The organism is Kribbella sindirgiensis, from assembly GCF_004331435.1.
Taxonomy (GTDB): domain Bacteria; phylum Actinomycetota; class Actinomycetes; order Propionibacteriales; family Kribbellaceae; genus Kribbella; species Kribbella sindirgiensis.
Genome location: NZ_SJKA01000012.1, coordinates 204,660 through 223,549, shown reverse-complemented (window position 1 = coordinate 223,549; position 18,890 = coordinate 204,660). Strand labels below are relative to the sequence as shown.

Genomic DNA, 18,890 nt, shown 5'->3' with positions numbered 1-18,890 from the left:
ACCGGCGGTTGGCGATGCATCTTGGGAAGTATGCCAGCAGTTTCCACCCGCGTCCCGGTGACGCTCCGAATTCATCCAGGATACGAGATTCCTGATCACATTCTGGACGATCGGTCCCGGTTCAGGCGTGCGGGCCGACCGTCACGTCGCCGAGTGTGAGCGACGGCGCACAACCAAGGATCGCAGCCAACCGGTCCACCTCGGCGTCCAGCAAGGTGCGGCGGCGCCGGTTCAGCGGGGTCAGCGCCTCGACCGTGACGTGGAGCTTCCGGCCGGTCTTCTTCTGGTGCCAGACACCGGCCACGACGCCGTCGACGAGCAGCAGCGGATAGTTCCCGGCCTGGCCGCGGGCGGTCGCCCGCTCGAACGCCTTCCCCGGGAAGAGCAGCTCGCGCGGGTAGCTGCCGACGCCGTACGCATCGAAGTACGGCAGCAGCCGGACGCCATCGGCGCGGTCGTCGGGGAACTCGTCGTCGCCGGGAGCGGCCCAGGCGGTCTGGCCGTTCAGCACGACCTGCGGCAGGTCATCGAAGTACGGCTTGACCGTGGTCGGCGTCGCCTTGAGCCAGCGGGCGAACTGCTGCGGGGTCGCCGGACCGTAGGAGTACAGGTACCGGTGCAGGAGCTCGGTGAGCGCCTTCTCCGCGGGCATCGGCTCGAACGGGCGGAGCCGATGCGGATTCGAGTACGTCGTGAGTCGGCCGCGCATCGGCCCGTGACAGAGGACGCCGGCATGCGCCGCGAGATAGACCGCCTGCCGCCAGCGGGCCCACGCGCCCTGGAACGCCGGGATCGTCGGCGTCCGCGCCCACTCACCGGTCCGCCGTACGACTTCCTCCGTGAGCTCGTCGACGGTCAGGTCGGCGTCGGCGAGTGCTTCACCGATCGCGGCCACGACCTGGTCGAGTTCGTCCGGGGTCATCCGGATCGGCTCCGGGTGCTGGCCGCCCCCCGGCAGCGCAGACAGAGCGGACAGCGCACCGGTCCACATCGGCAGGTCGTCGAGCGGCAGCAGGTGCACGGTCCCGCGCGGACCGAACGTCTTCACCAGCCCCTCGTCGCCCTGCACCGACTCCCGGTTCGCGCCGTCCACGCGCACTGCTACGGACACGTCCCCCGCCGCCGCGATCTGCGCATGCGCCCCGCACATCGCCCGGACGGCGTCCACCGGCGTCTCCGCGGCCTCGGTCAGGAAGTGCCGCCGCATCCGCCGCGCCACCACGGCCGTCCAGGTGATCTCCATACGCTCAGCCTAGGAGTGAAAGCGGACAGCTTCTGACCTCTGCAAAATCCGGAGCCGTTTGCGGCGAGGTGAGGCAAGCTGACGTCATGACCACGACCATCCGGACCGCGATCACCGACGCCGACTACGAAGCCTGGCGCGCGGTGCGGATCGCGGTGCTGCCGTACGAGCGCTGCCCGACCCTCGCCGAGCTGCGTGAACTCGACCGCCCCGGCCGGCTGATGGTGCTGGCCGAGGTCGATGGACAGGTGGTCGGCAGCGGGATGGCCGATCGTTCCGGCGACGGCGAGCGGGAAGCGCTGATGCCGCGGGTGCACCCGGATTTCCGCCGCCGCGGAGTGGGAACCGCCCTGGTGCGGGTGCTCGCGGAGCATGCCGTTGCCCAGGGCTACGACATGGCCGGGGCCAGTGTCGACGACGAGGAGTCCCGGCTGTTCGCGGAGCGGTTCGGCTTCAGGGAAGCGAATCGGGAGGTCGAACAGGTACGGCAGATCGGCGACGAGCCGTGGCCGGCGCCACCGACGGAGTACACGATCGTGTCGGTCGCCGAACGCCCGGAGCTGTGGGCCGCGGCCTACCACCAGGTCGCCTTGCCGACCTTCCCGGACATGGACCATCCCAGCGCGCTGAAGGTTTCCGCGGAGGAGTGGGAGAAGGAGTGGATCAACGATCCGGCCGCGATGTTCGTCGCCGTCGCGGGTGACGAGGCGATCGGTGTGGCGGGCCTGATGCTCGACTCCGATCGCCCGGAACGCGCGGAGGTCGCCTACACCGCCGTACGCCGCGAGTGGCGTGGCAAGGCGGTCGCCGCGACCCTCAAGCGCACCAGCATGGCGTGGGCCGCCGACCACGGCATCACCGAGATCTACACCTGGACGCAACGCGGCAACGACGCAATGCGCCGCCTCAACGAACACCTCGGCTTCACCTACGGCATCACCAGCATCAGCCTCCGGGCCCCACTGCCACTGAGCTTCGACTAGCTCAGGCCCAGTGGGTGGCGACGAGGTTCCAGATGACGCCGGCCAGGGCGTCCTTGCTGCCCGAGGGGACGGGGAGGGCGTTGCCGTCGCGGTCGAGGATGACTGCCTCGTTGACGTCGCTGCCGAAGACCTTCCCGCCGGAGACGTCGTTGACGACCAGGAGGTCGCAGCCCTTGCGCTCCAGCTTGGCGCGCCCGAGCTCCAGGACGGTGTGGTCGGCGTCGCCGGTCTCGGCGGCGAACCCGACGATCACCTGATCGGTGCGGGACCGGTCATGCGAGATCGTCTGCAGGATGTCGGGGTTCTGGATCAGGCTGACCGCGGGCACCGAGCCGTCGGCGGTCTTCTTGATCTTGTGCTCGGCGACGTCGGCCGGGCGGAAGTCGGCCGGGGCGGCGGCCATCACGATCGCGTCCGCGTCGGCGGCCCGCCCGGTGATCTCGTCGTACAGGTCGCGGGTGCTGGTGACCGGGACGACCTGGACGCCGGCCGGGTCGGGCAGCTCGGAGTTCGCCGCGACCAGGGTGACCTTGGCGCCGCGGGCGGCCGCGATCCGGGCGAGGGCGTAGCCCTGCTTGCCGGACGACGAGTTGCCCAGGTACCGCACCGGGTCGAGGTGCTCGCGGGTCCCGCCGGCGCTGATCAGCACGTGCTTGCCGGTCAGGTCGGCGACCGACTGGCCGGCCGCGCGGGCGGCCTCGTCGGCGAGCATCAGCTGGCTGATCGCGAAGATCTCCGACGGCTCCGGCAGCCGGCCGCGGCCGGTGTCGGCGCCGGTCAGGCGCCCGACGGCCGGATCGAGGACCGTGATGCCGCGGGCGCGCAGCGTCGCGACGTTCGCCTGGGTCGCCGGGTGCTCCCACATCTCGGTGTGCATCGCGGCCGCGAACAGGATCGGGCAGCGCGCGGTGAGCAGTGTGTTCGTGAGCAGGTCGTCGGCGAGCCCGTGGGCGGCCTTGGCGATCAGGTTCGCGGTCGCGGGCGCCACGACGACCAGCTCGGCCGCCTTGCCGATCCGGACGTGCGGCACCTCTTGCACGTTGTCGAACGGATCGGCGGTCACCGGCTGCCCGGACAGCGCCGCCCAGGTCGCCGCGCCGACGAACTCCAGCGCGGCCGCCGTCGGCACCACCCGCACGCTGTGCCCGGACTCGGTCAGCCGGCGGAGCAGATCACAGACCTTGTACGCCGCGATCCCGCCGCCGACGCCGAGCACCACGTTGGGCCGGTGCTTGGGAACGACGTCAGCCCCCGGACCGTGCTCGGTTCCGGGGGTCTGGTCACCGGTTGCGGACATCTGCGCGAGCTCCGTTCCCGGTCGTCTGTTCTAGATGACTACTCGGACTTCTCCGCGGCCGCGGCTTCCGCCTCGGCCTCGGGGTCGATGTCGGTGCAGGTCAGCACGCCCTCGTTGATCTCGCGCATCGCGATCGACAGCGGCTTCTCCTGGACGTGCGTCTCGACCAGCGGTCCGACGTACTCCAGCAGGCCCTCGCCGAGCTGCGAGTAGTAGGCGTTGATCTGCCGCGCGCGCTTGGCCGAGTACAGCACCAGCTTGTACTTGGAGTCGGTGCGGGTGAGCAGGTCGTCGATCGGCGGGGACGTGATGCCGATGGCGACGGGCTGGTTGCCAGACAAGGTCAGCTCTTTCCAGAGATGGAGGGTGATCGAATCAACTTTACCAACTGATCGGCGGCCTCCCGAACCGAGGCGTTGACGATCGTCACGTCGAACTCCTTCTCGGCGGCCAGCTCCAGTACGGCGGTCTCCAGGCGGCGCTCCCGCTCCTCCTGGGTCTCGGTGCCGCGGCCGACCAGCCGGCGGACGAGTTCGTCCCAGCTCGGCGGCGCCAGGAACACGAACTGTGCCTCCGGCATCGTCTCGCGGACCTGACGAGCGCCCTGCAGGTCGATCTCGAGCAGGGCCGGCCGCCCGCCGGCGAGCTTGTCGAGGACCGGCTGCTTCGGCGTGCCGTAGCGAGCGGCCTTGTGCACCACCGCCCACTCCAGCAACTCGCCGTCGGCGATCATCCGGTCGAACTCGGCGTCGGAGACGAACAGGTAGTGCACGCCGTGCACCTCGTTCGGCCGGGGCTTGCGGGTGGTCGCGGACACCGAGATCCAGATGTCCGGGAACCGCTCGCGGATCTCCGCCGCGACCGTCCCTTTCCCGACCGCGGTCGGTCCGGCCAGCACGGTCAGCCGCGCGGGACTGTCGCCGGCCGGACCCGGCTCGTTCGGAACGTTCTGTGAGTGCGTGGTCATCGTCACACCAGTGTCCAACGAGCCGGGGCGGATTTCGGTCTGGCTCACTCGGCGAATTCGCGCTCGAGCGCGGCGATCTGGTTCGAGCCGAGGCCGCGCACCCGCCGCGTCTCCGAGATCCCCGCACGCTCCATGATCTGCTGCGCGCGGACCTTGCCGACGCCCGGGATGCACTGCAGCAGCTGGCTGACCCGCATCTTGCCGATCACGTCGTTCTTCTGCCCCTCGTGCAGCACCTCCGTCGGAGACGCTCCCGAGTGCCGGATCCGGTTCTTGATCTCGGCTCGTTCACGCCGCGCCGCCGCGGCCTTGTCCAGAGCGGCCGCACGCTGCTCCGGGGTCAAAGTAGGAAGTGGCACCGTTTCACCTGTCCCGTTGTATGGCTTCGCAAGGGAACCTAACACGGGTTCAGCCCGTGATCGGGCGCTGGTGGAACAGAGTCGTGGCCGAAGCGGGCGATTGGAACGATCAGTTGATCAGTTCAGTGCCGGGAGGTCGACCTTGCAGCTGTCCTTGGCCTGGCTGGTGATGTTCTTGTACGCCGTCATCACGCCGCCTGTCTGCTTGCTCAGTTCGGCCAGCTGGGTGGCGTTCGTACCGGCCTTCTGGGCCTTCTCCGCGAACGCGACGACGACTCCCCAGTCGTCCTTCACGTCCTTCGGCGCGGACTCCTGGAGCTCCTTGGCGTCGTCCAGGATCTTCACGTAGTCGACCGGCTTCTGCGGGTCGACGTCGACTGCCTTGGCGGCGTACTTGGCGAGGTCCACGCAGTACGCCTGCTCGTCGGTGCAGGCAGTCAGCACACCTGCGGTTGCGGCCATGGTCGCGAGAACGGCGAGAGAGCGCTTCACGACGTTCACGCTACAGGTAGGCAGGACTACCGGGCGAAACCGAGGCACGCGCTGGTGGGACGGAACGGGCAGAGCCGTCCCACCAGGCTGCGCCTACGGCAGATCAGCTACCGGCGCCCGGCAGATCGATCTTGCAGGTGTCCTTCGCCTGCTTGCTGATCGCCTGCATCGCCGGAGTGATCTTCTCGCCGTCAGCCTTCGCCAGTTCGACCAGCTTGTTGGTGTCGCCCTTGGCGTCCTTCGCCTTCTCGGCGTAGTCGATGACGACCTTCCAGTCGTCCTTGATGTCGTCCGGCGCCGACTTCGAGACCTTCTTCGCCTGGTCCAGCATCTTGCCGACCTGATCGGCGTTCTTGATGTCGACGTCCTTGGCCGAGTCGACGTAACCCTTCAGGTCATCGCAGTAGTTGCCACCCGAGCAGGCCGTCAGGGCGCCAACACTCATCGTCACAACGGCCGCGAGGGCTGCCAGCTTCCGCATCGTGTTCCTTCACTGTGTCACGCGGGAAGACCGTGGCTCCCCGTCCGCCGACACCTTTCCGAACGCCGGGGTCACCGCGAGCTCCGGCACGCCGTGAACAACATCGCACCCGCCGACTGGAACCCGGTTGTGATCTACCGCGTCGCCTCCGAAGGAGATCGCCACGGCGTTCGCGGAAACGATGACGAGGATCGCGATCCAGTCCAGCACCGCCAACTGCTCATGCAGTACGACGAGCCCGACGAACGCCGCGAGGACCGGATTCACGCTCATGAAGACGCCGAAGAACTGCGCCGGGACGCGGCGCAACGTCAATAGATCAACGAGGAATGGAACCGCGGACGACAGCACACCGGCCACCAGCGCGTACGACGCCGCGGCCAGCGTCGGCGGATGATGCAGCAGTACGACCACGCCGATCGGGACGTACGCGAGACCCGACAACGCCGCCGCCGCGGCCGAACCGGTTGCGCCCGGCAACTCTCGCCCGACGTTCCGGTTGAGCAGGATGTAGAACGCCCAGCACAGCGCCGCGAGCAGACCGAGGCCGATCCCGACGTAGTCAGTTGTTGCCTGCGGCCGCGCCAGCATGACGACGGCCGGTGCGGCGACCAGCGCGCAGACCAGGTCGAGCACGCGCCGTGACCCCAGAAGCGCAACGGCCAACGGGCCCAGGAACTCGAGCGTGACAGCCAGCCCCAGACCGATCCGGTCGATGGCGGTGTACAGGGACAGGTTCATCACGGCGAAGACCGCCGCCAGCCCGACGACGAGGCGCCATTGCGGGGCCGTGATCGACCGCAGCCGCGGCCTCCCGACCGCGAGCAGCACGATCGCCGCGACCCACTGCCGGATCGCCACCACCCCCGCCGGACCGATCACCGGGAACGCGAGCGCCGCCACCGACGCACCGACCTGCGTCGACAGCCCGCTCCCGAGCATCATCACCACACCGACCAACCGTTGTCGCCTCACGATCACGAGCGTCCGCCCGGCACCGGCCGGCGCAAAATGCACCGGGCAGCCGATCTATACGCTGGAGTCATGGATATCCGGCAGCTGCGGTGCCTGGTCGAGATCGTCGACTCGGGTACCTTCACCGACGCCGCGATCGAGCTGGGGATCTCACAGGCCGCGGTGTCCCGCAACCTGCTGGCCCTGGAACGCGAACTCGGCGTCCGCCTGCTGCACCGGACCAGTCGCTCGCTCACCCCGACCACCGCCGGCGTCCGGGTGCTCGCGCGGGCGCGGCACATCCTCGCGGAGATCGACGAACTCGTGACCGAGGCGACGAGCGGCCACACCCGTTTGCGGGTCGGTCACGCGTGGTCGGCGTTCGGGAGCCGCACCCGGGAGTTCCAGCGGCAGTGGGCGGCCGAGCATCCCGGTGTCGAGCTGCAACTGATCCGCACCAACACCGCGACCGGCGGGCTCGCCGAAGGACTGTGCGATCTCGCGGTCGTACGCAGTCAGCTCGAGGTACGGCGCTTCGGGCACGTGCTCCTGACGCAGGAACGGCGGTACGGCGTTCTGCCCGCCGACGACCCGCTGGCACGTAAGAGAGCGCTCACGCTCGATCAGCTGCGCGATCGCACGCTCGTCATCGACCGCCGTACCGGGAGCACCACGGTCGATCTGTGGCCCGCGGACGCGCGGCCGAAGATCGAGCTCACCCACGACGTCGACGACTGGCTGGCCGCGATCTCGTCCGGCCGGTGCGTCGGCGTGACACCCCAGGCGACCACGACGCAGTACCGGCGGGACGGGGTGGTGTACCGCCCGCTGCGGGACGCGCCACCGGTCGACGTCCACCTGATCTGGCATCGCGAGGACCCACATCCCGCGGCGCAGCCGGCCGTCGATCTGCTGATCGCGCTCTACCGGGAGTCGACCAGCCCAAGCAGGTGACGGCGATCGCGGGCCTTCCACAGCAGGTTGCGCACGCGATCGATCCCGCCGACGGGCCAGCGGTCCGCGATCCGGCGTACCTTCGGGTCCTGGATCGCGGCGGACAGCGCTCCCGGGAAGTCACCCCAGACGACTTCGAACGGCCGGTCCCACATCCGCTCCACGCCGAGCTCGACGGGCGCGGTGATCGCGAGCCGGTTGTGCAGCTCCCCCACGGCCCGGTAAGCCGCAGAGAGCGCTCTCTCGCGTTCTTGCCAGGTTTCCGCGCGGAGTACGTCGCGGAGCAGCGGGCCGATCGCCGGACCACAGGAGAGGCGAGCGAACGCCGTACCGAACCACTTGGAGTACGGCGCGTAGGTGCGCTCCAGCAGGAAGCACAACTGCATCAGATCCTGGACGAGCTGTGCGCCGACCAGCGTCGACCCGAGCTCGTCGCCGACGTACCCGACGCGGCCGACGAGATTCATCTCCGGATGCACGCGCCACCAGGCGGAGATCATCAGGTACCGCCACACGTCGTCCGGGTAGTACGCAAGCCGATCGCGGACCGCCTGGAGGCCGACGTCGTCGTGGAACACGCCACCGGCCGTGTGCTGGCGCAGAATCGACTCGGGGAACGTCAGCCAGTCCTCGGGTGTCAGCGTGCCGTCGACGTCGAAACCCAACTGGTCCAGGAAGTAGTCGCGCAGCGTGTGTACCTCCACCAGCGCCGGCCGGCCCTCGAAGGCACCGGGCACCTCGGGCCGGACCTCCACACCGTCCTCGACGAACAACAGGACGCGGGCCTCGCAGTTGTGGTCCGTCGACATCTCGTCGTCGAACCCGAGCACCTCCGACCCACGCCCCAGCAACCCCGCACTGTGCGGCACGCCGACAACCGGCCCGACAACCTCGCTGTAGAACCTCCGGCACAACTCCAACCCCGAACCCATGCCGACGAAGATCGCACACCCGGCCTTACGCCGCAGCCCGACCGGACGAGTCGGCCGCCTCGGGCCCCGCCCACCTGCGTCTCAGGAGTGGCACAGAGGTGGTGATCCGGCTCTTCTGTCCGACGTGTGGGTGTACTGCGAGGCCGTGGAACAGGTTCTGGTGGGCTAGCACCTGATATTCCCTGTCCGCAGCACCCAGAAGGTGTCCCTCCCCCCGACAACCGGCTGGCCGAGCCCACAGGCAGCCAGCCAGCCGAAACGGCAGCTCGACAGTACGTATACCTCTACTACCCGCCTCTTCGCACCGGGCGGCAGGCGGGATCGCCGGACAGTGGACGTATACGTACTGTCGACCTGCACAAAACCCGCAGCACAACCCGGTGACGCCCAACCCAGCCACCTCACACCTGCGTCACCTGAGCCGATTGTGCGTCAGTAGCCCAGGACCGTGCGGTAGGCGTCGTTCGTGCGGGCGGCGGCGTCCTGGAGGGCGGTGGCGTCGGGGCCGGCTCCGAGGATCTCCCGGGAGCTGGACGGTACGACGTTGCGCACCGCGGACCCGAAGACCTCGACGAGACCCTCGGCCGTGCCGCCCTGGGCACCGAGACCGGGTGCGAGCAGCGGGCCGTTGATGTCCAGGTTCTCATCGGTGGAACTGATGGTGGCCCCAACGACCGCACCGAAGGACCCGAGGCCGTCGGCGTCGGCGTTCAGCGCCCGCAGACCGTCGAGGACCGCGCCGGCCACCGTCGGGCCGGCGGCGGTGCGGGCCGACTGGAACTGCGGGCCCTCCGGGTTCGAGGTGAGAGCGAGCACGAACAACCCCGCCCCCGCCTCCCGGGCCTCGTCGATCGCCGGCTGCAGCGAGCCGAACCCGAGGTACGGACTGACCGTCAGCGCATCGCACGCCAGCGGCCCCTTCTCCGCCAGGTACGCCGACGCGTACCCCGCCATCGTCGTACCGATGTCACCGCGCTTCGCGTCGATGATCACCAGGGCCCCGGCCTCCCGCAGCCGGATCGTCGCCTGCTCCAGAACGGCGACCCCGGCCGACCCGAAGCGCTCGAAGAACGCGGACTGCGGCTTGAACACCGCGACCCGGTCGGCGAGCGCGTCCACCACGCCGTACGTGAACGACGCCAGGCCCTCCGCGGTGTCGGGCAGGCCCCAGGCGTCGAGCAGGTGCGCGTGCGGGTCGATGCCGACGCACAGCGGCCCGCGCGTGTCCATCGCGGCCCGCAACCGGGCGCCGAACGGTTTCGCAGACATGTCGCTCCCGAAGGTCTCGTTGCTCAAGGCAATCTCCTGTTGATCTGCCGGATCAGGCCCGGCCCGCGATAGATCAGTCCGCTGTACACCTGGACCAGGCTGGCGCCCGCGTCGAAGAGGCGGGTCGCGTCCGACGGGTCGACGATCCCGCCGACTCCGATCACCGGGAGCGCTCCCCCGGTCTCGGCGTGGATGTGCGCGACGACCTTCGCCGAGATCTCGGCGAGCGGCCGCCCGGACAGGCCGCCGGTCTCCCCCGCCAGCGGGTGTCCCGCGACGCCCGCCCGGTCGATCGTCGTGTTGGTGGCGATGATTCCGGCGACGCCCGTGCTGGTGCAGACCTGGAGCAGCTCGTCGATCGCCGACGTGGTCAGATCCGGCGCGATCTTCACCAGGATCGGCTTCGGCGCCAGTCCGGCAACGGTCAGCGCGGCGGCCTCGGCGTGCAGCGCGGTCAGCAACTCGCGGAGGTGTCCGGCGTCCTGGAGCGAGCGCAGCCCCGGCGTGTTCGGCGAGGAGACGTTGACCGCGAAGTAGTCGCCGTACCGGTAGAGGCGGCGCAGCGAGGTCACGTAGTCCTCGACCGCGTCCTCCAGCGGCGTCACCTTCGACTTCCCGATCGAGATGCCGAGCGGGTAGCCGAGATCGCCGTACGCCGCCAGTCGCGCCGCCAGGGCTTCGCTGCCGAGGTTGTTGAACCCCATCCGGTTGATGACCGCCTCGTGCTCCACGAGACGGAACAGGCGGGGCTTCTCGTTGCCGGGTTGCGGATGCGCCGTCACGGTCCCGACCTCGACGAAGCCGAACCCGATCGCCGGCCACGCACGCAGCGCGATCCCGTTCTTGTCCATGCCTGCCGCCAGCCCGACGGGTGAGGGGAACCGGACGCCGAACACGGTGCGGGCGAGGCCCGGGCCGCCGAAGGCCCGGGCGCCGATCGCCGCCGCACCTGGGATGCGGCCGAGGAACTGAAGGGCGCGGAGCGTTTGCTCGTGCGCTACCTCGGCGTCGCCTTTGCCCAGCCGGTACAGGACCGGCCGGACGAAGCGCTCGTACGCCGTCCGCTCAGACACCGCGAATCCTCGGGACCCAGTCCTGCAGGGAGCGGACGCCGATGTCGCCGGTGCGCTGGGCCTCGATGCCCTGGACCGCGGCCGCGAGGCCCTGCACGGTGGTGATGCACGGGATGTTCCGCGCCACCGCCGCGCTGCGGATCTCGTACCCGTCGATCCGCGGCGAGCCGCCCTGGGTGATCCCGATCGGTGTGTTGACGATCAGGTTCAGCTCACCGTCCTGGACCATCTGGACGATCGTCGGCTCGCCGTTCGGGCCCGGGCCCTGGCTGCTCTTGCGGACCGTGACCGCCTCGACGCCGTTGCGCCGCAGGACGTCCGCGGTACCTTCGGTCGCGTAGATCTGGAACCCGAGATCGGCCAGCCGCTTGACCGGGAAGATCATGTGCCGCTTGTCCCGGTTCGCGACCGAGACGAACACCTTCCCATCCGCGGGCAGCGGCTGCGACGCCCCGGCCTGCGACTTCGCGAACGCCGTACCGAATGTGTCGTCGATGCCCATCACCTCACCGGTGGAGCGCATCTCCGGCCCGAGGACCGTGTCGACCGACCTGCCGTCGATGGTCCGGAACCGGTTGAACGGCATCACGGCCTCCTTGACCGCGATCGGCGTCGTCGGCGGCAGCGTCCCGCCGTCTCCCGTCGCCGGCAGCATGCCCTCGGCACGCAGCTCGGAAATGGTTGCCCCGAGCATCACCCGGGCCGCGGCCTTGGCCAGCGGTGTCGCGGTCGCCTTCGACACGAACGGTACCGTCCGGGACGCCCGCGGGTTCGCCTCCAGCACGTAGAGGACGTCACCGGCGAGCGCGTACTGCACGTTCAGCAGGCCCCGGACGCCGACACCGCGCGCGATCGCCTCGGTGGAGCGACGGATGTTCTCGATGTCCGCGTTCCCGAGGGTGATCGGCGGCAGCGCGCAGGACGAGTCGCCGGAGTGCACACCGGCCTCCTCGATGTGCTCCATCACGCCGCCGAGGAACAGCTCCTCGCCGTCGAACAGCCCGTCGACGTCGATCTCGACCGCGTCGTCGAGGAACCGGTCGATCAGCACCGGGTGCTCGAACGCCTGACCGCCGCCGAGCCGCTCCAGCGCCGCGCTCAACTCGGCGGAGCTGTAGACGATCTCCATCCCGCGCCCGCCGAGCACGTACGACGGCCGCACCAGCACCGGGAACCCGATCTCCTCGGCCACCCCGTGCGCCTCCTCGGCGGACAGCGCCGTCCCGTGCTTCGGCGCCGGCAGCTTCGCGTCCGCGAGTACCTTGCCGAACGCGCCCCGCTCCTCCGCGAGGTGGATCGCCTCGGGCGACGTCCCGACGATCGGTACGCCGGCGTCCGCGAGCCGCTGCGCCAGGCCGAGCGGCGTCTGGCCGCCGAGCTGGACGATCACGCCCGCGACCGGTCCGGCCTGCAACTCGGCGTACACGATCTCGAGCACGTCCTCGCAGGTGAGCGGCTCGAAGTACAGCCGGTCGGAGGTGTCGTAGTCGGTCGAGACCGTCTCCGGGTTGCAGTTCACCATGATCGTGCAGTAGCCGGCCTCGCGCAGCGCCATCGACGCGTGCACACAGGAGTAGTCGAACTCGATGCCCTGCCCGATCCGGTTCGGCCCGGAGCCGAGGATCAGCACCGCGGGCTCGGTCCGGGGCGCGACCTCGGACTCCTCGTCGTACGACGAGTAGTGGTACGGCGTCTCGGCCTTGAACTCGGCCGCACAGGTGTCGACCGTCTTGTAGACCGGCCGGATCCCGAGCGCCTGCCGGACGCCGCGGACGACGTCCTCGGTGAGGCCGCGGATCTCGGCCAGCTGCAGGTCGGAGAACCCGTGCCGCTTGGCCAGCTTGATCACGTCCGGCGTCAGCCGCGGCGCGGCCGCGACCTGGAGAGCGGTCTCGTGGATCAGGTACAGCTGGTCCACGAACCACGGGTCGATCTTCGTCGCGTCGAAGATCTGCTCCGGCGTGGCGCCCGCCCGGATCGCGTCCATCACGATCCGCAGCCGGCCGTCCTGCGGCGTCTTGATTGCTTCCAGCAACGGCTCCAGCTCGCTGGCAGGCTGGCCGGCCCAGGAGAACCGGGCCTCCGGCTTCTCCAGCGACCGCAGCGCCTTCTGCAGCGCCTCGGTGTAGTTCCGGCCGATCGCCATCGCCTCGCCGACGCTCTTCATGTGCGTGGTCAGGGTGGCGTCCGCGGCCGGGAACTTCTCGAACGCGAACCGCGGCACCTTCACCACCACGTAGTCCAGCGTCGGCTCGAAGCTGGCCGGCGTCTGCCGGGTGATGTCGTTCGGGATCTCGTCCAGCGTGTAGCCGATCGCGACCTTCGCGGCGATCTTCGCGATCGGGAACCCGGTCGCCTTCGACGCCAGCGCGGACGAGCGGGACACCCGCGGGTTCATCTCGATGACGATCAGCCGGCCGTCGGCCGGGTTCACCGCGAACTGGATGTTGCAGCCACCGGTGTCGACGCCGACCTCACGGATGATGCCGATCGCGAGGTCCCGCATCACCTGGTACTCGCGGTCGGTCAGCGTCATCGCCGGCGCGACCGTGATCGAGTCGCCGGTGTGCACGCCCATCGGGTCGACGTTCTCGATCGAGCAGATGATCACGACGTTGTCGGCCTTGTCGCGCATCACCTCCAGCTCGTACTCCTTCCACCCGAGGATCGACTCCTCGATCAGCACCTCGGTGGTCGGGCTGGCGTGCAGTCCGGCGCCGGCGATCCGGCGCAGGTCCGCCTCGTCGTACGCCATCCCGCTGCCGACGCCGCCCATCGTGAACGACGGCCGCACCACCAGCGGGTACCCGAGCGCGTCGGCCGCGCCCATCACGTCGTCGAGCGTGTGGCAGATGCGCGAGCGCGCGACCTCCGCGCCCAGCTTCTCGACGATCTGCTTGAACGACTCCCGGTTCTCGCCGCGCTGGATCGCGTCCACGGACGCGCCGATCAGCTCGACGCCGTACTTCTCCAGTACGCCGTTGTCGTGCAGGGCGATCGCCGCGTTCAGCGCGGTCTGGCCGCCGAGGGTGGCGAGCAGCGCGTTCGGGCGCTCCTTCTCGATCACCTTCTCGACATACTCCGAGGTGATCGGCTCGACGTACGTGGCGTCGGCGAACTCCGGGTCGGTCATGATCGTCGCCGGGTTCGAGTTCACCAGGACGACCCGGAAGCCCTCCTCGCGCAGCACCCGGCAGGCCTGGGTGCCGGAGTAGTCGAACTCGCAGGCCTGCCCGATCACGATCGGGCCGGACCCGATCACCAGGACCGAATCGATGTCTGTCCTGCGCGGCATCAGTTCCGCCCTTCCATGAGGTCTACGAACCGGTCGAAGAGGTACGCCGAGTCGTGTGGACCCGCCGCCGCCTCGGGGTGGTACTGCACCGAGAAGGCGAGCAGGCGCCCGTCCTTGCCGGTGAGCTTGAGCCCTTCGACCACGTTGTCGTTGAGCGAGACGTGGCTGACCTCGGCCGTCCCGTACGGAGTCTCCAGAGCGCCGTCGATCGGCGCGTCCACTGCGAAGCCATGGTTCTGCGCGGTGATCTCCACCTTGCCGGTGGCCCGGTCGAGCACCGGCTGGTTGATCCCGCGGTGCCCGTACTTGAGCTTGAACGTGCCCAGTCCGAGCGCCCGCCCGAACACCTGGTTGCCGAAGCAGATTCCGAAGTACGGCTTCCCCCGCTGCAGCAGTTCCTTCAACAGCGTGGTCGGGTGCTCGGTGGTCTCCGGGTCACCCGGGCCGTTGCTCATGAAGATGCCGTCCGGGTTCACCGCGAGGATCTCGTCCAGCGAGGTGGTCGCGGGCATCACGTGCACCTCGATGCCGCGCTCGGACATCCGCTTCGGCGTCATGGTCTTGATCCCCAGGTCGAGCGCGACCACCGTGAAGCGCTTCTCCCCCTCGGCGGGAACGACGTACGGCTCGAACGTCGTCACCTCCGAGGCCAGGTCCGCGCCGACCATCGGCGGCTGCTCCAGGACCTTCCGCAGCAACTCGGCCGGGTCCAGGATCTCGGTGGAGATCCCGGCCCGCATCGCGCCGCGCTCCCGCAGGTGCCGGGTCAGCGCGCGGGTGTCGATCCCGGAGATCCCGACGATCTGCTGACCCTTCAACTGGTCGTCGAGCGATCGCTTCGCGCGCCAGTTCGACGGCACCCGGGCCGGGTCGCGGACGACGTACCCGGCGACCCAGATCTTCTGCGACTCGTCGTCCTCGTCGTTGATCCCGGTGTTGCCGATGTGCGGGGCGGTCTGGGTGACGATCTGCCGGTGGTACGACGGGTCGGTCAGCGTCTCCTGGTATCCGGTCATCCCGGTGGTGAACACCGCCTCGCCGAAGGTCTCACCGGTGGCCCCGTACGAGGTACCGGCGAACGCCCGGCCGTCCTCGAGGACGAGCAGCGCTGGCTGGCTCATAGTGCTCCGATCAAGGTCGAGATTGATGCGGTCAGGGCGGCGGTGTCGGCCTTACGACGTGGACGGAACCCGGTGTCGAGCTCACGTCCGTCGTGGGTCCAGGTGACCACGACGAGGCCGGACTTCTCCGCGGTCACCTTGCCGGCGATGCCACGGTCGGTCCGGACCCCGGTGAGGTGGTCCGCGGGGATGAAGACATCCGCCGCGCCCTGCCGGTGGAAGATCAGGCCGGCCTCACTGACGGCCAGGTCCGCGGCGGCGCGGACGCCCAGTTCGTGCACGGCGATCCGGTCCATCCAGTCGCCGGCGCTCGTCGTGGCGACGTACACGCCTTCGACTCCGCGCATGGTGGTTTCCGGCGCCGTGGGCAAGGGCGCCAGGTCAGCCTGCCGGGACTGGCGGTTGCGCCAGCCCCGGTACATGCCGAAGTAGCCCGCTGCCAGCACCAGCAGCGTGCCGAGAACGCCTAAGAAGGCCCTCACTTGGTCAGCTCACCGTCCAGGACGGTCGGCGTACCGCGCAGGAACGTCGCCACCACCTTGCCCGGCAGCGTCATCCCCTCGAACGGCGTGTTCCGCGACAGCGACACCGACTCGTCCGGTACGACGGTCCGCTCGACCCTGGGGTCGTACAGGACCACGTTCGCCGGCGCGCCGGCCTCGAGCGGACGGCCGTGCTCGGCCGCCTGACCGATCGCGGCCGGCCGGTAGCTCATCCGGTCGGCGACCTCGGCCCAGGTCAGCAGCTTGGTGTCGATCATCGCGTGCTGGACCACGCTCAGCGCGGTTTCGAGCCCGGTCATACCGAACGCGGCCGCGCTCCACTCGCAGTCCTTGTCCTCGACGGGGTGCGGCGCGTGGTCGGTGGCGACGATGTCGATCGTGCCGTCGGCCAGGCCCTCGCGGACCGCCTCGACGTCCTCCTTGGTACGCAGCGGCGGGTTCACCTTGTAGACCGGGTTGTAGGAGGCGGCCAGCTCCTCGGTCAGCAGCAGGTGGTGCGGGGTGACCTCGGCGGTCACCTCGAGCCCGCGGCGCTTCGCCGCGCGGACGATCTCCACCGAGCCCTTGGTGGACAGGTGGCAGACGTGCAGCTTCGACCCGACGTGCGCGTTCAGCAGGATGTCCCGGGCGATGATCGCCTCCTCGGCGACGCTCGGCCAGCCGGTCAGGCCGAGAACGCCGGAGAGCGCTCCCTCGTTCATCTGCGCGCCCTGCGTGAGCCGCGGCTCCTGCGCGTGCTGGGCGATCACACCGTCGAACGCCTTCACATACTCCAGCGCGCGGCGCATCAGCGCGGCGTCCCACACGCAGTCGCCGTCGTCGGAGAACACCCGGACCCGGGCGGCGGAGTCCGCCATCGCGCCGAGCTCCGCGAGCTGCGTGCCCTTTCGCCCGACCGTGACCGCGCCGATCGGGTACACGTCGGCGTACCCCGCGTCGCGGCCGAGGCGCCAGACCTGCTCGACCACACCGGCGGTGTCGGCGACCGGGTCGGTGTTGGCCATCGCGAAGACCGCGGTGAACCCGCCCTTCGCGGCCGCGCGGGTGCCGGTGAAGACGGTCTCGGCGTCCTCCCGGCCGGGCTCGCGCAGGTGCGTGTGCAGGTCCACCAGACCCGGCAGCGCGACCAGCCCGGTCGCGTCGATCGTCCGCGCGTCGGCGGGCGCGTCCAGGCCGGTGCCGGTGGCAACGATCTCGCCGTTGTCGATCAGCAGGTCCGCTTGGTCACCGCCCACGATGCGTGCGCCGGTGATCAGATATGCGGTCATGCTGTGTGCTCCTCGGTCTCGTTACTTCCAGATAGCAGCAGGTACAGGACGGCCATCCGGATCGCCACGCCGTTCGTGACCTGCTCGACGATCACCGAACGGGTGGAGTCGGCGACCTCGGCGCTGATCTCCATCCCGCGGTTCATCGGCCCGGGGTGCAGCACGATCGCCTCGTCGGGCAGTTGCGCCATCCGGTTTCTGTCCAGGCCGTAGCGCCGCGTGTACTCGCGGGCGCTCGGGAAGAACGCGTCGTTCATCCGCTCCCGCTGCACCCGCAGCATCATCACCGCGTCGCTCTTCGGCAGCACCGCGTCGAAGTCGTACGACGTGACGCACGGCCACCGGGTCATGTCGACCGGGACCAGGGTCGGCGGGGCGACCACGGTCACCTCGGCGCCGAGCGTCGAGAGCAGCAGCACGTTCGACCGCGCGACCCGCGAGTGCAGGACGTCGCCGACGATCGTGATCCGGCGGCCCTCCAGGGAGCCGAGGTGCCGGCGCATCGTGAACGCGTCGAGCAGCGCCTGGGTCGGGTGCTCGTGGGTCCCGTCGCCGGCGTTCACCACCGACCCGGTCATCCAGCCCGACTTCGCCAGCAGGTGCGGCGCACCCGACGACCCGTGCCGGCAGACGACGCCGTCGGCGCCCATCGCCTGCAAGGTCAGAGCGGTGTCCTTGAGGCTCTCGCCCTTGCTCAGGCTCGAGCCCTTCGCCGAGAAGTTGATGACGTCCGCGGACAGCCGCTTGGCCGCTGCCTCGAACGAGATCCGGGTCCGGGTGGAGTCCTCGAAGAACAGGTTCACCACGGTCCGCCCGCGCAGCGCGGGCAGCTTCTTGATCGGGCGGTCGGCCAGCGACCGCATCTCCTCGGCGGTGTCGAGGATCAGCTGCGCCTCGTCGCGGTTCAGATCCGCGGCGCTCAGCAGGTGCTTCATGCCTTCACCCCCGTCGGCGCCTTGTCGGCTGCTTTGTCAGCTGCTTTGTCGGCTGCTCTGTCGGCGATCAGTACGGCGTCCTCGCCGTCGAACTCGGTCAGGTGGACGGTGACCCGCTCGACCAGGGAGGTCGGCAGGTTCTTGCCCACGTAGTCGGCGCGGATCGGCAGCTCGCGGTGGCCGCGGTCGACCAGGACGGCGAGCTGGACGGCGCGCGGGCGGCCGATGTCTCCGAGCGCGTCGAGGGCCGCGCGGATCGTCCGGCCGGAGAACAGCACGTCGTCGACGAGGACGACGACCTTGCCGTCGATCCCGTCCGCGGGGATATCGGTGTGTTCCAGCCCGCGGGGTGGTTTGAGGCCGATGTCGTCGCGGTACATGGTCACATCGAGTGACCCTGTCGGTACGCTCTGCCCCTCAACGGCCTGGATGCGGGCCGAGACGCGTTGCGCGAGCGGGACGCCGCGGCTGGGGATGCCGAGCAGGACGACCGGGTCGGCGCCGCGGTTCCGCTCGAGGATCTCGTGGGCGATCCGGGTCAGTGCCCGGGAAATGTCGGAAGCGTCGAGGACCTCGCGGCTGCTGCGTTTCGGCGGCTGCGCGGTCTCGGGGTGCTCTGCGCTCTGGGCAGGGCTCATCGCTACCGTTCCTCCTTTCCCGCCTCTCTGGACGGGTCTTTAAAGGACGTTCGGACCGCTTGACATGGTATCGGATGTGACACGCCGTCTTGACGCTGGCCTCCGCTCCAGAATATTGTTACTCTG

At 69.6% G+C, this 18,890-nt stretch carries 19 protein-coding genes; 2 read left to right on the top strand and 17 right to left on the bottom strand.

From position 1 onward, the window contains the following. Positions 1–121: 121 nt before the first annotated feature. Positions 122–1,243, bottom strand: coding sequence for a winged helix DNA-binding domain-containing protein (locus E0H50_RS30020; protein WP_131293890.1), 1,122 nt, complete (start codon positions 1,241–1,243; stop codon positions 122–124). Positions 1,244–1,329: 86 nt separating this feature from the next. Here E0H50_RS30020 and E0H50_RS30015 point away from each other — a divergent pair, with 86 nt between their 5' ends. After that, the gene (locus E0H50_RS30015) at positions 1,330–2,226 is read left to right on the top strand and encodes a GNAT family N-acetyltransferase (RefSeq protein ID WP_131293889.1); all 897 of its coding nucleotides are present in this window, start codon (positions 1,330–1,332) and stop codon (positions 2,224–2,226) included. Position 2,227: 1 nt separating this feature from the next. Here the strand turns inward: E0H50_RS30015 and coaBC are convergent, their stop codons facing one another. The 7 genes from coaBC to E0H50_RS29980 form a co-directional block, all read right to left on the bottom strand. After that, on the bottom strand, positions 2,228–3,523 hold the full coding sequence (gene coaBC / locus E0H50_RS30010; protein WP_238151365.1) for a bifunctional phosphopantothenoylcysteine decarboxylase/phosphopantothenate--cysteine ligase CoaBC: 1,296 nt from the start codon (positions 3,521–3,523) through the stop codon (positions 2,228–2,230). A 38-nt stretch (positions 3,524–3,561) separates the two neighbouring features. Further along, complete coding sequence (gene rpoZ, locus E0H50_RS30005; RefSeq protein WP_130388473.1) at positions 3,562–3,864, bottom strand: DNA-directed RNA polymerase subunit omega; 303 nt, start codon at positions 3,862–3,864, stop codon at positions 3,562–3,564. A 2-nt stretch (positions 3,865–3,866) separates the two neighbouring features. Further along, positions 3,867–4,490 carry a guanylate kinase gene (gmk, locus tag E0H50_RS30000; RefSeq protein ID WP_131293888.1) on the bottom strand — a complete coding sequence of 208 codons (624 nt, stop codon included), beginning with the start codon at positions 4,488–4,490 and terminating at the stop codon, positions 3,867–3,869. Positions 4,491–4,534: 44 nt separating this feature from the next. Continuing rightward, positions 4,535–4,849, bottom strand: a complete 315-nt coding sequence (gene mihF, locus E0H50_RS29995) for an integration host factor, actinobacterial type (RefSeq protein ID WP_131293887.1) — start codon at positions 4,847–4,849, stop codon at positions 4,535–4,537. A 117-nt stretch (positions 4,850–4,966) separates the two neighbouring features. After that, positions 4,967–5,341 (bottom strand): hypothetical protein, encoded by a 375-nt coding sequence (locus E0H50_RS29990; RefSeq protein WP_238151364.1) that lies wholly within the window; start codon positions 5,339–5,341, stop codon positions 4,967–4,969. A gap of 103 nt (positions 5,342–5,444) precedes the next feature. Next, positions 5,445–5,822: a hypothetical protein gene (locus tag E0H50_RS29985; protein ID WP_238151363.1), complete on the bottom strand. Its 378-nt coding sequence runs from the start codon at positions 5,820–5,822 to the stop codon at positions 5,445–5,447. 9 nt (positions 5,823–5,831) lie between these two features. Further along, positions 5,832–6,797 (bottom strand): EamA family transporter, encoded by a 966-nt coding sequence (locus tag E0H50_RS29980; protein WP_238151362.1) that lies wholly within the window; start codon positions 6,795–6,797, stop codon positions 5,832–5,834. A gap of 69 nt (positions 6,798–6,866) precedes the next feature. On the opposite strand from E0H50_RS29980, the gene E0H50_RS29975 reads away from it, so the two are divergent. Next, complete coding sequence (locus E0H50_RS29975) at positions 6,867–7,730, top strand: LysR family transcriptional regulator (RefSeq protein ID WP_131293886.1); 864 nt, start codon at positions 6,867–6,869, stop codon at positions 7,728–7,730. Here the strand turns inward: E0H50_RS29975 and E0H50_RS29970 are convergent. From E0H50_RS29970 to pyrR, 9 genes are all read right to left on the bottom strand, one after another. Next, positions 7,700–8,662, bottom strand: a complete 963-nt coding sequence (locus E0H50_RS29970; RefSeq protein WP_131293885.1) for a DUF4037 domain-containing protein — start codon at positions 8,660–8,662, stop codon at positions 7,700–7,702. The genes E0H50_RS29975 and E0H50_RS29970 overlap by 31 nt on opposite strands. A gap of 432 nt (positions 8,663–9,094) precedes the next feature. After that, entirely contained in the window at positions 9,095–9,931 is an 837-nt protein-coding gene (pyrF, locus tag E0H50_RS29965; RefSeq protein WP_131293941.1) for an orotidine-5'-phosphate decarboxylase, read from the bottom strand. A gap of 23 nt (positions 9,932–9,954) precedes the next feature. Further along, entirely contained in the window at positions 9,955–11,004 is a 1,050-nt protein-coding gene (locus E0H50_RS29960; protein ID WP_131293884.1) for a quinone-dependent dihydroorotate dehydrogenase, read from the bottom strand. Next, complete coding sequence (carB, locus tag E0H50_RS29955) at positions 10,997–14,299, bottom strand: carbamoyl-phosphate synthase large subunit (protein ID WP_131293883.1); 3,303 nt, start codon at positions 14,297–14,299, stop codon at positions 10,997–10,999. The genes E0H50_RS29960 and carB overlap by 8 nt, the downstream gene beginning before the upstream one ends. Beyond that, a complete protein-coding gene (gene carA / locus E0H50_RS29950) occupies positions 14,299–15,420 on the bottom strand; it encodes a glutamine-hydrolyzing carbamoyl-phosphate synthase small subunit (RefSeq protein WP_131293882.1) in 1,122 nt (373 codons plus the stop codon). Before carA ends, carB begins: the two co-directional genes overlap by 1 nt. After that, the gene (locus tag E0H50_RS29945; RefSeq protein ID WP_131293881.1) at positions 15,417–15,902 is read right to left on the bottom strand and encodes a PH-like domain-containing protein; all 486 of its coding nucleotides are present in this window, start codon (positions 15,900–15,902) and stop codon (positions 15,417–15,419) included. Before E0H50_RS29945 ends, carA begins: the two co-directional genes overlap by 4 nt. Beyond that, on the bottom strand, positions 15,899–17,191 hold the full coding sequence (locus tag E0H50_RS29940) for a dihydroorotase (RefSeq protein WP_131293880.1): 1,293 nt from the start codon (positions 17,189–17,191) through the stop codon (positions 15,899–15,901). The genes E0H50_RS29945 and E0H50_RS29940 overlap by 4 nt, the downstream gene beginning before the upstream one ends. Further along, complete coding sequence (locus E0H50_RS29935) at positions 17,188–18,126, bottom strand: aspartate carbamoyltransferase catalytic subunit (RefSeq protein WP_131293879.1); 939 nt, start codon at positions 18,124–18,126, stop codon at positions 17,188–17,190. The genes E0H50_RS29940 and E0H50_RS29935 overlap by 4 nt, the downstream gene beginning before the upstream one ends. Further along, positions 18,123–18,764, bottom strand: a complete 642-nt coding sequence (pyrR, locus tag E0H50_RS29930) for a bifunctional pyr operon transcriptional regulator/uracil phosphoribosyltransferase PyrR (protein ID WP_131293878.1) — start codon at positions 18,762–18,764, stop codon at positions 18,123–18,125. Before pyrR ends, E0H50_RS29935 begins: the two co-directional genes overlap by 4 nt. Positions 18,765–18,890: the final 126 nt, after the last annotated feature.

What these genes read in the sequence shown, in the direction of transcription:
- E0H50_RS30020 (WP_131293890.1), bottom strand. Translation starts at nt 1,243, where the DNA reads ATGGAGATCACCTGGACGGCCGTGGTGGCGCGGCGGATGCGGCGGCAC.
- E0H50_RS30015 (WP_131293889.1), top strand. Translation starts at nt 1,330, where the DNA reads ATGACCACGACCATCCGGACCGCGATCACCGACGCCGACTACGAAGCC.
- coaBC (WP_238151365.1), bottom strand. Translation starts at nt 3,523, where the DNA reads ATGTCCGCAACCGGTGACCAGACCCCCGGAACCGAGCACGGTCCGGGG.
- gmk (WP_131293888.1), bottom strand. Translation starts at nt 4,490, where the DNA reads ATGACCACGCACTCACAGAACGTTCCGAACGAGCCGGGTCCGGCCGGC.
- E0H50_RS29985 (WP_238151363.1), bottom strand. Translation starts at nt 5,822, where the DNA reads ATGCGGAAGCTGGCAGCCCTCGCGGCCGTTGTGACGATGAGTGTTGGC.
- E0H50_RS29975 (WP_131293886.1), top strand. Translation starts at nt 6,867, where the DNA reads ATGGATATCCGGCAGCTGCGGTGCCTGGTCGAGATCGTCGACTCGGGT.
- E0H50_RS29970 (WP_131293885.1), bottom strand. Translation starts at nt 8,662, where the DNA reads ATGGGTTCGGGGTTGGAGTTGTGCCGGAGGTTCTACAGCGAGGTTGTC.
- pyrF (WP_131293941.1), bottom strand. Translation starts at nt 9,931, where the DNA reads ATGTCTGCGAAACCGTTCGGCGCCCGGTTGCGGGCCGCGATGGACACG.
- carB (WP_131293883.1), bottom strand. Translation starts at nt 14,299, where the DNA reads ATGCCGCGCAGGACAGACATCGATTCGGTCCTGGTGATCGGGTCCGGC.
- carA (WP_131293882.1), bottom strand. Translation starts at nt 15,420, where the DNA reads ATGAGCCAGCCAGCGCTGCTCGTCCTCGAGGACGGCCGGGCGTTCGCC.
- E0H50_RS29940 (WP_131293880.1), bottom strand. Translation starts at nt 17,191, where the DNA reads ATGACCGCATATCTGATCACCGGCGCACGCATCGTGGGCGGTGACCAA.
- E0H50_RS29935 (WP_131293879.1), bottom strand. Translation starts at nt 18,126, where the DNA reads ATGAAGCACCTGCTGAGCGCCGCGGATCTGAACCGCGACGAGGCGCAG.
- pyrR (WP_131293878.1), bottom strand. Translation starts at nt 18,764, where the DNA reads ATGAGCCCTGCCCAGAGCGCAGAGCACCCCGAGACCGCGCAGCCGCCG.